Below are 12,260 nucleotides of genomic sequence, written 5' to 3'. Positions count from 1 at the left end.
TATTAAAAACACACACCACTTTATAGACATCTCAATTTCCGTTTTCAATAAAAAACCTTTAGTGTTAGCATAGAGTCTTTTTGATCTTTGCAAGACCTCCTTTAACTCTTTATTATCAGGATAAACAGTTAACGCGTCACTAGCAAAACTCACAGCCTTATCAAATTGCAAAAGATTAATATAGGTCATCACTTGAAAAAGGAGAGCTTCCTGAGGTCTATTAGAAGATTTTATCTTTCTAAAATACCTATTATAAATTATCCGCTTCTCTGAAACATAAATACTATCTATGTTAAACTTATGAGTTACTTTTCCTTCTTCAGAAAGCAAAAGGTAGGCATCAAGACGCATAGATTCATTGGGCTGCTTACCTACAGCAACAAGCTTATCTAAATAGAAGTTAGCGTCTTTAAATTTTTTATTATTAGCCGCAGACAATGCCATATGAGAGAGGCTAATAGCATTAGACATTGCATCAAAACCATCAACACTGACATTATTCTCAAACACTATTTTTAGAAAGAATTTCTTTAAAACTCCTTGACTTGAAAGTGCGCGTGCTGAATGGTGTGAGGCTCCAGGGAGCTCAATCAAAGATATATTTTCTTTATAGAGAGGCAAAATCCGAGAAACTAAAAATTTTTTATCTGGAGGCACTTGTGGATCAACAACCACAACTGGGGATAGATTACTTTTGAGTTCTTTCTTACTCAGTGGTATATGCTTAAAATTGACATCGAACTGTTTTGCGTTATCATATAAAGGATCAATGCTACACCTGGGCGAGAACGCAATAGCTTTTGCCTGCAAAACATCTGAATAATATAGTGCAGCATAACCACCAAGGCTAGCACCATAAGTAAACGTTTTTTTACCCTTTAAAAAAGGACCTAAATGCAGAAGTAAATCGTCTTCACTCAACCACTGGAAAAAACTTTTCTTAGCATGCGAAACAAAAAAGCACTCTAAATTATTACTCAGCAAAAAATCAACACCAAAACCCTTTTTATTGAGACCACCATCGATCTCGTCGAAACAAACAACAGCTAAGTTATCTATCGCTTTTTCCGGTGTATGTCTGTATATAGAAAAATCTTTACAAGTGTAAACCTCACTCACTTTACCCATAGCTAAATAAAACCTCCTTATAATTAAAAACAATACTGAAAAAACATTTAAAAACGGTAATCAGCAGAAATAATTGCTGATTACCTGTCTAAAATTATTAATCTAAAACCACCTACTCATTTTTCGCACATGGCAATAAAACTTTCAAACTCTGACGCAAACTTTTCTATTTCCTCAGTTGACATCTGATCCTTATGGCGACCTGAACCTCCTACATTATAGTGAATTATATTCGCAGGATCTTTAAAAGGAGCAAGCACTTCACTCACTTTGATATCAAAAAATTCTAATTGATTAAGGAGAACTGACACGACATCTTCTGGCTTAGACCGAATCAGTTCATAAGAAAAACTTTGACAACCGTCAAGTTTTACCCAAGAGTCTAGTCGGTTAATTTGATGCTTAATTTCAGTAAGCGCATCAATAGGCTGAATAAAATTCGCGAAGTCTGCAATGCCTTTTTGCCTGGAGCGTTCACCATGATCAACTAAAGATACAGCAATATCACGAGGATCCCTGAAGGTAGCACTTGCGAAAGCTTTTCCTTGGTTAACGAGCTCACAAGCTAACTGGCTGGGTGCTCCATGTGTCTTAACTACAGTCACTGCATTTTCTGGCAACCAATTCAAGATTTCCTGAATTTTTTCATCAGTGATAGGTTCAACATAGTTTTCCGGTGCTCTGTTGCCTCTTATTTCTGGTGGCACTTTCATTAGGTCATACTTGGAAAGCTTGAAAATTTGCTCTTCCAATTGGTACACAAAAGAACTAGCAGACTTAGTCATGCCATAACTGAAATAGATAAACCCCATGCTCAACCCTTCTCTTCTAATATACTAGCCAATAAATTCTTGCTACTTTCCCGCCATGTCAGCCAGGGAATGCTCTCTGAGCCCAGCACCTTACCTTTATGATATCGCTTCAACCATTGAGCAATCACTTTTCCTGCACTGTGCGCGTTCATATCTTTGGGAAGATAAGTGGCATGGTCGCCTGCTACTTCGCGGAAAACGGGTATATCCCGCGCGATGATCGGCATACCTTTCTGGGCGGCTTCAATCAGTGGTAAGCCAAAGCCTTCACCGTAGGAAGCGGCTATCAGGCAGGTGCAGGTGCCGTAGACCTTCTCCAGATATTCATCACTGATGCCTGCCAACCAGAACAACCGACGGTTGTATTCCGGATGGGTTTTGATTCGCTCGGCCAAGGCGTCGATTTTCCAGCCTTTCTTGCCAACCATGACCAGGTTGATATCTTGCCCTTTTTGCCACAGTGCATCAAACACATCTAACGTGTCGGCATAGCCTTTGCGAGGCTCCAGAGTGCCCACCATCAAAAAACTGGGTCTTGCTTCAAGTTTGCTCAGCACTTCCGAAGCGTCTTCTGACATGCCTCTACTGGGTGAAGAGTTATCAATATCAGCGCCATTGTGCGACCAATCAATCTGCAGGGGGCGCTCTCGTTCGGGTCCATGCTTGTCTACCCAGTCACGCAGCTCATCTGCCACTGTACGGGAGACGCAGATCACGCCGTCGGTGGCGGTGATCGAGCGCAGCCACTGGGTGAAACCCTCTTCGTTCCCCGGCGGAAAGTACTCTGGCATCTGGATCGGCAGCAGGTCATGGAGCAGGAACTTAACCTTAACACCGTGTTGACGTAACCGCTGATAGAAAGGCTGCTTTGCAATCTGGACCTGAGGTTGCATATCCAGCCCAAAGAACACATCGCCAGGAGCATAGTCAATCAGCTCATCTTCTAACGCGGTTTGAGGCCACTTCATAAAGCCCAGGGTAAACTGGCGTGCGTAGCGGTAGCTATCATCAACACTGGCAAACACCGGCTCAACCCGATACCCTTCTGGCGGATTCAACAGCCATTCACGTAAGATACTGCGCACCACTCGCTGGATGCCGCTTTTAGCATCACGCTGAATCAGTTCAGAGATATCCACCAATAACTGTTTTCCAGGGTAGCGCCTTTCCACTAGCTCAGTTTTGAGTTGTTCCGCACTTTGTTCCCACGTTTGCCATGCTAGGCGGGTGGAGAGAGGATGATTGCCCTGCTTCCAAGATGCCAGCCAACCCGCAAGCTCACCTGCCAACACCGCGCCATTGTTTCCTTGGAAATAGAAAGCCCTATCCAAAGCGACTTCACGAAACACAGGAACGTCACGCGCAATGATGGGCACGCCATAACGCGCCGCTTCAATCAGCGATAACCCAAAGCCTTCATTGATACTCGCCGCCACCAGGGCACTGCTCGCCTGATAGACCTTCTCCAGGTACTCATCACTGATACCTTCCAACCAGAACAGACGCTTGCCATTTTCTGGGTGCGTGCGTAGCGCCTGCGCCAGGTCATCGATTTTCCAGCCCTGTTTACCCACCAGCACCAGATTAATATCATGTCCCTGGCGCCACAGCTCCTGAACAGCATCAAATAATAGATCCTGACCTTTACGTGGCTCCAAGGTGGAGACTGCCAGTAAAGTGGGGCGCTGACGAATCTTGGCAAGCACGTCTTCAGCATCTTCCGGTAAACCCGATGAAGGTTTTGAACCATCCAGATCGCCACCATTATGCACCCAAGCCATACGAAAACCGGGCGTACGGAAAATATGATTAGCTTCAATCCACTCGTCAAACGCATCCGCAGTGGCCTTGGAAACACAAATAGCCCCGTCAGTAGCGGCTATCATGCTCAACCATTGCTCATGCAACTGCTTGGCATCATCATCCTTGAAAAGATCAGCCAGCTGAATGGGCAGAAGATCATGCACCAGAAACTTGACGGTAACCCCATCAGCTTGGAGCTGACGGAAAAACGCCCGATGCGTTAACTGCACATGGTGCTGCATATCCAACGCGAAGAAGATATCGCCCCGCTGCCAGTGAATAGGGGCCTGGTCATTACGCGCTTGCTCACTCAAACTTTCAGGAATCTCTACGCCATACTGATGTGCCATTTGCCAAGCGTAGCAATAGCCTTCCTCCCGTGTGGCGTACACAGGTACCACCTGAAAACCAGCCGGGGGAGAATTCAGCAACGCTTTAAGGTAACTGCGCACAACACGCTGCACACCTGTCGCGGCATCGTTATTGCGAATTTCCGAAACATCAAGTAACAGCTGACGCGTTCTTCCAGCCTGTTGATTCTGGGCAATGGCAGTGGAAAGTTCACTTTTCAAGCCATTACTCCACCCTTTAACCTCATCAACCAAGGCGGTAATAAGATGTTCCTGGCTGGCGGCCAGCTGAAAAGGTTGAGCAGCGTACTTACCGGCCAACAGTTTTTCCCAGGCCAATATAGCCACCTGAGCGGAGTGTTCCCAGGTAAAGCCCTTGGCGTGAGCCTCACCGTGCGTTTTTAACGCTTGCCGTAACCCCTCATTTTCAAGCACTTCCCGCAGTTTACTGGTGATGGCCGTTACATCCATAGGATCAAATAACGCCTCAGGATGGCCAATCACTTCCGGAAGGCTGGAAGTATTTGCCCCTATAACGGGCGCACCACATGCCATGGCCTCTAATGCAGGTAGGCCGAAACCTTCATGCCAGCTAGGAAAGACGTAAAGATGGCAAAGGTTATATAACTGAATCAATTCTTCATCAGTTATATAATCGGTAATAATCAGTTCGTTATCAGCCAAGCCTGCCAAGCGCGCTTTATTTTTTAAGGCAACAGCGATGCCCTGGGGAATACGCCCAGCAAACACCAGCTGATGCTTTTGCCGAAGTGCTGGTGGCAAGGCTGCATAGGCTTGAATCAAACGTGGAAGGTTCTTACGCTCATCACCTCCACCGCTATAAAGCACAAAGCGTCCTGCAATATTAAGCTTGCTCAGAAGTGCATTACGCTCCAGATCAGGGATGTCGATTTTGCGGAACATGGCGTCAGCTGCTTCAGACGTGTTCACCACCTTTTCAGGGGACACTCCCAAGCACTCGAACGCTTCTTGGCTGGCTGATTCAGAAATACTCAAAAACAAGGCTGCACGGCTTAAATGATCTACTTTGTTGCGATAGTAAGCCGCAAAAGGAGGATTTTTATCCAGATACTCCTCTGGGTTCAGAAGCGGGATCAAATCGTGCAGCGTAACGCTGACCGGTGTTTGCTTATCCAGACTACCGATACTGAGCGCAGCATCCTGATCAAAACCTTCAAAAAGGCTTGGAATATGCACCAAATCGGGATTGAGACTCTGAATAAAGGCCTCACGTACGAGCTCTGCGGCACGACGACGCGAATCATTACCTTTTTCAGCTTCCAATATCGGGCCTGCAGAGCTCCATACTCGTATGCAATCCTGCGGCAGAAGGCCTTCAAAAGCGCCACGAATCGTCTCAATGGTGTCAGGGAAAAGTCCATTCAATACCAGAATAATCTCATGCTCACCCCGATGACGCACAATCGCCTGAGTAAGGGACAAGGTATAACGGCCAATCCCCCGATAGCGGCTCTCGGTTTGCGCCCCTTGCATGTCGATGACGATACGCATCAGTTGATCACCTCGAGTTCCGCTGCCTGTAACTGCTTGAAGATAGAGAGCGCGTGGCGAGAAAGCCCGCGTCCATCGTAATCCTGTACGGTCATACCGAGTCTCTGAACACTTAATCCGACCTCTTCCATCCAATAACGCCCCTCATACACCATCGTTACCATCAACTGGTAATCACCCGGCTCTGCAGGTGGCGTTAGCTGAATGGCCATCTCAAGCGTTTGCCCTGGCGCTATAGGTGTTTCTATTGACGTGCGAACACCATTGAATTCATAGACTTCGCCATTAGCGGTATACCAATGGTAAGCAACGAAGAGGGGCTCTTCGGGGGTAGTCTGAAAGGTGTCGGCTTGATTATTAACAATGCGTACTTTTAATTGACGCTTTAAGCCAGCATGTAACGCCAGATTTGAATCCACCACCTGGATACTGCCAATCACATCAGGCGACGCTGCTGGCAGATCAGGCGCAGTTGCAGAGACCTCAACATTACTATGCTTTAAGTCTTGGATGAATTGATTAAAATCGTAGCCATTGAGCAGTCGATCAACCCACATATCTTTTGTTTGCCTGCAATCGTTTTTGGAGACAAAGAAAACATTAAAGGCATAATCAACCAAAACTTGCTTATTTTTCAATCTTAAAGCGTAGATATCCATATAGGACCAATGCAGTTTAAAGTGAATAAAGTTACTATCTTACAAAAAATAGGCCCGTGTATTGCTGTGTACCTGCTCACTGGTTAATACATCAGCAGGCAACCACCAGTGGTATTCACTATGCTGCTGTTCGGGTAATTTCAGGTCAGCCGCTTCCACGAAAAGGCAATAAGCAAGGACAACATAGTGAGTAGTGGGGCTTTCACCAAACACACTATCGTTTTGACACCCTCCGACCACTAAATCAGAGATTGTAGTGGCGGATTCCCAGGTTGTTGCCTTCCTGGTTCCTGCTTCGGTGTTCGTTGCCTTCAATGCCTTGGCACTGCCGGTCTTACACAAACTCCACAGGCGTCGATTCCCGAGTGCCCCTCGGTACGCTCGGCACCGGCTAATAGCGCGGTGCCTGCTTGCAGAATGTTGCGGGCGGCGTTGAGGTCACGGTCAATACCTTCGATGCCACAACCTGGACAATCCCAGGTGCGAACAGTGAGCGGTAGCGATTCCATGACAAATCCACAGCCATAGCAGCGTTTGCTGCTGGGGTAAAAACGGTCGATCTGGACGAACTGGCGTCCGGCCCACGCCGCTTTGTAGTCCAGCTGGCGCACCAACTCCCCCCAGCCAACATCACTGATGGCTTTTGATAGGTGGCGATTTTTGACCATGTTCTTAACTTGCAAACTCTCCGCTGCAATCACTTGGTTCTCGTTAACGATCTGGCGGGTGAGTTTATGCAGGCGGTCACGTCGCGTGTCAGCGATCTTGGCGTGACAGCGAGCGACCTTTAACCGTGCCTTGGCGCGGTTGTTGGAGCCTTTTTGCTTACGGCTTAATTGCCGCTGTGCCCGCGCCAGTTTCCTCTCATAGCGTGCCGTATGACGCGGATTGTTGACCCGCTGACCCTCACTGGTCACGAACAAGTCTTTTAGTCCCAGGTCGATACCAACCATCTTGGGCGTGATCGGCAGCGTCTCAGTGTCTACTTTGCATAGACAGCTGATGAAATACCGACCTGCTGCGTCCTTGGACACGGTCACGGTGCTAGGCGCTGACGGTAGCTCGCGGCTCCAGCGTATGTTCAACGGCTCGCGGCACTTGGCGAGCGTGACCTGACCGTCACGGTATGAAAACGCTGAACTGGCAAACGTCGCCGACTGGCGGTGCTTTTTGGATTTAAAGTTGGGATACCGCGCCCGCTTGGCAAAGAAATGCTTGAAAGCGGTTTGTTGGTGGCGCAAGCATTGCTGCAATGGCACCGAACTGACCTCGGCTAAAAAGACCGTATCCGGCTGCTTTTTCAACTGGGTGAGAAACGCGCTGGCGTCGGTGTAACCGATCTTTTCCTGGCGCTGATAGAACGCATCAGTGCGATAGCGCAGCACCGCGTTCCAGACAAACCGCACGCACCCAAACGTCCGCGCCAGCAAGGTTGCCTGCTCGGGCGTGGGATAGAAGCGGTATTGGTAGGCGCGTTCGGTTTTCATGACCTACAGATTAGGTAGATTTATGTAAGGCTGCAAGATATAGGGCGCCCTAGCGGACGCCGCGCTATTCATCTCCACCCAGTGCGGTCGCCTGGATGGAGTATTCCGCGCTTTTCGATAAAGATGTTCATAAACCCCCTGAAACTGCGCTTGCGCTCGCTCATACTCACAGCCCAGTTCCGTAAGGGTTAAACGACGAAAAGCCTCACCCAGAGGTTCGTTTTTCTGGATGCGGCCTCCTGGTACAAACCAATAGTGGCAGGCTGGACGATTCACTCGCTGCCCCAGCAATACCCTGCCCTGAGCATCCTTGACAATTAAATCTATTGAGACCAAGGGTGTGGCATCAACCACGGTGCGAAAGGCACTCTCATCCAACCAATAACTCATCCTCGTGACTTCTCCCAGTGCCAAGCATGGCGAACAATTGTTTCAAGATCAGTATACTTAGGCTGCCAGCCTAGTTCCTGTTTAGCCAAAGCAGCATTAGCAACCAGAACTGCGGGATCTCCGGGGCGGCGTTGGCCTTCATCAATTTGCAGCGTGCAGCTATCTTCAGCCACTACGTTTTGAACCACCGCAATTACCTCTTGTACGGAAAATCCCGTGCCATTTCCAAGGTTGTAGGCAAGCGCCCCCTGTTTTTCACCACCGAGCAAAGCACTCAACGCCAACGCATGAGCTGAACACAAGTCTTCAATATGGATATAGTCCCGAACACAGGTGCCATCTTCAGTAGGATAATCACGACCAAAAACAGTAATGGCATCACGCTTCCCTGAAGCCGCCTGTAAAACCAAAGGAATCAGATGAGTTTCAGGGTCATGACATTCACCCAACTCACCTTCGGGATCAGCACCACAGGCATTAAAATAGCGCAAGCAAACAGAGTTCAGTCCATGAGCGGCTGCATAATCTTTCAGCATACGCTCGACCATCAGCTTACTGGCTCCATATGGGTTTATCGGCTGCTGGGGGTGAGCTTCATCAATAGGTGTATATATCGGCTCACCAAAAGTGGCGGCGGTGGACGAGAAAATAAATGACTTCACATCATGGCGAACCATCACATCCAGCAAATTAAGGGTATTGGCCACGTTGTTACGGTAATACTTGCCCGGCTGCTGCATGGACTCCCCCACCAGACTGGCCGCGGCAAAGTGCATTACACCCGCAAAGCTGTGCTCATTGAACAAGCGCTCCAAAAGGTTCAGATCCGCCAAGTCACCCACCACCAGCTCACCATAACGGGCCAATTCACGAAACCCCGTGGTTAAGTTATCCAATACAACAACAGAATGACCGGCACGCGAAAGCTGCTTTACCATATGAGCGCCAATGTAACCGGCTCCACCCACCACCAAAACTTTTGACATAAAAACGTCCTGTAACCTTAGTTCACCAACAGGCTGTTTAACTCTTTGTAGAGTTTAAACTTAGTGTCTGCAGATTGAAGGATTAGTCTAATCCTTCAATCCTATACAACCGTCATTACCCCTTCCAGTATCCCGCTCCTATGTCATTCCCGTATGTCCCGCCCATATGTCATTCACGCTTACTCTGTCATTACCGCTTACTCTGTCCCTATGTCACTCCCGTATGCACCGCCCTCTGTCATTCCCTCGTGCCCTTAGCGGGAATCCATTGTGATTCAAACTCCCAGCCCTCAGCAGCAAGGTCAAATTGGATTCCCGATAACCCCCTTCGGGAATGACGGATGTGGGGCACATTCAGGAATGACAGTTATAGGGCACATTCAGGAATGACAGTTATAGGGCGTATTCAGGAATGACGGATGTGGGGCGTATTCGGGAATACCAGTCATTTGATAAGCATCTGCGCCCTGGTTTTTCGGAAAGAGCCGGGGTGAAAGGAATTCCTTTTCCATGAATGCCACCTACCCTCGAAAACTCGTCTGATTATCCAAAAACCACTGGTAGGCGTCGCGCAGGCCGTCTTCAAGGCCGATGCTGGCTTGCCAGCCCAGAGATTTCAGCCTGGAAACATCCATCAGTTTACGTGGTGTGCCATCAGGCTTGCTAGTATCCCAGACAATTTCACCCTGAAAACCCACCACCTTAGCGACAGTTTCAGTCAGTTCCTTAATAGTACAGTCCACGCCGGTGCCCACATTAATATGCGATAGCATCGGCTGGGTATTAGCCTCATAAGTGGCATTATCCAGGTGCATGACATGCACGCTAGCAGCCGCCATATCATCGACATGCAAGAACTCACGCATGGGCGAACCGGTACCCCAGGCAGTAACTTCAGCTGCCCTAGCCAGCTTGGCCTCATGAAAACGCCGCAATAGTGCAGGTATCACATGGCTGTTTTCCGGATGAAAGTTATCGTTCGGCCCGTAAAGATTGGTTGGCATCACTGAGCGATAGTCACGACCGTACTGGCGGTTGTAGCTTTCACACAACTTAATACCCGCAATTTTAGCAATAGCGTATGGCTCGTTGGTGGGCTCTAACGTACCGGTTAATAGAGCTGTTTCCGCCATAGGCTGTCCAGCAAGCTTTGGATAAATACACGAGGAGCCTAAAAACAACAACTGCTGCACATCAGTGGCATGCGCGGCGTGAATAATGTTCGCCTGAATCATCAGGTTTTCATAAATAAACTCAGCCGGGTAAGTATTATTGGCAATAATACCGCCCACTTTAGCGGCCGCTAAGTAAACCTGATCAAACTGCTCGGCCGCAAAAAACTCACTTACCGCCTGTTGATTGGTTAAATCAAGCTCGCTGCGATTACGAGTAACAATACTGAAACCACCACGCTCTTCAAGCTGGCGAACAATAGCAGAGCCGACCATCCCGCGATGGCCGGCTACAAATACTTTCTTCATAGACATAGGTAATCCGTATCCCTTAATATTCTTGAATGCCAAACATTGAAGCGCTGAATGTTATCTTCGGGAGCGCTTCAAGGCTTTTAATAAAAATAGAACTACATGAAGGAAAATTAGCACCGGGCACTATGCCCGAAAATCGGATTTGATAGAAACCTTGCTCAATCAAATACTGATACCCTTCAAAATAGTCACTCCGATTCGAATTATCGAAAAGAATAATGCCATTCTCAGCGAGATGATTTACTGCAAAGTGCGCGCATAAACGACGACACATTCCGTCTATAACTATCCAGTCGAATTTCCCGCCTGGTTTTTCTATTGTTTTTGCATATTCAAGAAACTCAGCATCAAGCAACCCTCGTCGTTCAATTTTGGCATCATCGTAATCAAAGGTATGACGAGGTTTGCGGCTTAAATATTGATTGAGCGTTTCATTAGGTGTCAAATCATCAATGCGTTGTTTATCTTGAAATACGATTGCGTGTGGTTCTTTCAGTTGAGCGGATATCTTCTCAACCCACTCTTGGTCATGATCAACCGTTATTACCTGAGACACCCGCTTACTCCACCAAAGCGTTGAATGCCCACCACCATACTCAAACACACGATCATGCCGCGATGCAGCACTTTCAACAAATTCAATAGCAGGATAAGTCCACCAAGGTAATGGCTGCCCATCTTTATCCACAGGTAATTGTTTTTCGCTCGACTTCGTCCAGCCTAACGGGTTCAGTGTTAAGTGTTGAAACGACTTCATAGACTCTGAAACCTTTTGTTGTGGCTTCTCAAAAGCAGGGTAGCCATAATGGTGGCAATACGCGTTCAAATCTTTGAGTAGAATTTCGGGTAAACGAAAGTAATCACTGTCATCTACAGTTGGTTTTTCGTAGCGCTTGCCTTGGTATGCCTTATCTGCATTTACATTTTTGTCTGGCAACTGTAACTTTTCAACGCGAACCTCGCTCGCTTCGATTACGCCATGCTTGACCAAGTACTGAATCAGTTTATCTTCTTCATCTTCAACGCGATAAACCACATTAGGTCGCTGCTCGGCTACTAGTTTATTCCAATAAACAAAACTAGCGACCGCTCGTGCCAAAGGCGTCTCGTAATCATCTATGTCAACCGAAAAAGCGTCTAAAATGCCGTGGCGCCGAAACTGATGCGAAGCTTCCGAGTGCTCGTCGTCACGCAATATGCTGGGAATAGCGCTCCGCGGGTTTCGAACATGGTGGATGACATGTTCGAAATACTTAAACCTTCGGGTTCGCGCCCCTTCATTGAGTGCCCACGGTGCATCATTGTCCGTTGCAAACATCCAAGAAACAATGCCGTCCTTCTCAAGTTTTTCGTGCCCAACATCTAAACCAACGGCTTTCAGAACGCTTGACGTGTAACCAGAGCCACAGCGAGGGTGTCCCAGCCCGAGAAATTTGTAAACATCCGTATGTTTCTTATGCGACTGCAGTCTCGCTTCCGCCAACTGATAGTCGCGTCCTTTCTCACCTTTTTCCAGCAAATACTCCAGTCGAACTTCTTTCGGGTGTATTAAGGAATCTACCGCCCCCGTACTCCATGAAAGCTCATAAAATAAGGGGGGCATACACGAAAGAGAGTTACTCCTG

The 12,260-nt window shown here is 47.7% G+C and carries 9 protein-coding genes; all 9 read right to left on the bottom strand.

The window, feature by feature from the left end:
* The coding region (locus B7L72_RS18545) for a tetratricopeptide repeat protein (protein WP_176212859.1) at window positions 1–1,128 on the bottom strand (1,128 nt) is incomplete at its 3' end.
* Window positions 1,129–1,244: 116 nt separating this feature from the next.
* A complete protein-coding gene (locus B7L72_RS08505; protein ID WP_081193750.1) occupies window positions 1,245–1,940 on the bottom strand; it encodes a hypothetical protein in 696 nt (231 codons plus the stop codon).
* A gap of 2 nt (window positions 1,941–1,942) precedes the next feature.
* A complete protein-coding gene (locus B7L72_RS08500; RefSeq protein ID WP_081193748.1) occupies window positions 1,943–5,626 on the bottom strand; it encodes a glycosyltransferase family 4 protein in 3,684 nt (1,227 codons plus the stop codon).
* A complete protein-coding gene (locus B7L72_RS08495; protein WP_081193746.1) occupies window positions 5,626–6,285 on the bottom strand; it encodes a hypothetical protein in 660 nt (219 codons plus the stop codon). Before B7L72_RS08495 ends, B7L72_RS08500 begins: the two co-directional genes overlap by 1 nt.
* Before the next feature lie 311 nt (window positions 6,286–6,596).
* Window positions 6,597–7,772, bottom strand: coding sequence for an RNA-guided endonuclease TnpB family protein (locus B7L72_RS08490; RefSeq protein ID WP_176212858.1), 1,176 nt, complete (start codon window positions 7,770–7,772; stop codon window positions 6,597–6,599).
* A gap of 3 nt (window positions 7,773–7,775) precedes the next feature.
* On the bottom strand, window positions 7,776–8,162 hold the full coding sequence (locus B7L72_RS19105) for an NUDIX domain-containing protein (protein WP_081193744.1): 387 nt from the start codon (window positions 8,160–8,162) through the stop codon (window positions 7,776–7,778).
* Window positions 8,159–9,148: a UDP-glucose 4-epimerase GalE gene (galE, locus tag B7L72_RS08480; protein ID WP_081193742.1), complete on the bottom strand. Its 990-nt coding sequence runs from the start codon at window positions 9,146–9,148 to the stop codon at window positions 8,159–8,161. The genes B7L72_RS19105 and galE overlap by 4 nt, the downstream gene beginning before the upstream one ends.
* 521 nt (window positions 9,149–9,669) lie before the next feature.
* Window positions 9,670–10,635: a GDP-L-fucose synthase gene (gene fcl, locus B7L72_RS08475; protein ID WP_139788479.1), complete on the bottom strand. Its 966-nt coding sequence runs from the start codon at window positions 10,633–10,635 to the stop codon at window positions 9,670–9,672.
* Window positions 10,636–10,651: 16 nt separating this feature from the next.
* The coding region (locus tag B7L72_RS08470; protein ID WP_217806068.1) for a hypothetical protein at window positions 10,652–12,260 on the bottom strand (1,609 nt) is incomplete at its 5' end.

The organism is Halomonas sp. BC1, assembly GCF_002078135.1.
Taxonomy (GTDB): Bacteria; Pseudomonadota; Gammaproteobacteria; order Pseudomonadales; family Halomonadaceae; genus Vreelandella; species Vreelandella stevensii.
Note: the sequence above shows the minus strand (reverse complement) of the source record. Positions and strands in the feature narration are given on the sequence as shown.

Bases quoted from the DNA above. Each gene is read 5' to 3' on its own strand.
- galE (WP_081193742.1), bottom strand. From the start codon at position 9,148: ATGTCAAAAGTTTTGGTGGTGGGTGGAGCCGGTTACATTGGCGCTCAT.
- B7L72_RS19105 (WP_081193744.1), bottom strand. From the start codon at position 8,162: ATGAGTTATTGGTTGGATGAGAGTGCCTTTCGCACCGTGGTTGATGCC.
- B7L72_RS08495 (WP_081193746.1), bottom strand. From the start codon at position 6,285: ATGGATATCTACGCTTTAAGATTGAAAAATAAGCAAGTTTTGGTTGAT.
- B7L72_RS08505 (WP_081193750.1), bottom strand. From the start codon at position 1,940: ATGGGGTTTATCTATTTCAGTTATGGCATGACTAAGTCTGCTAGTTCT.
- fcl (WP_139788479.1), bottom strand. From the start codon at position 10,635: ATGTCTATGAAGAAAGTATTTGTAGCCGGCCATCGCGGGATGGTCGGC.
- B7L72_RS08500 (WP_081193748.1), bottom strand. From the start codon at position 5,626: ATGCGTATCGTCATCGACATGCAAGGGGCGCAAACCGAGAGCCGCTAT.
- B7L72_RS08490 (WP_176212858.1), bottom strand. From the start codon at position 7,772: ATGAAAACCGAACGCGCCTACCAATACCGCTTCTATCCCACGCCCGAG.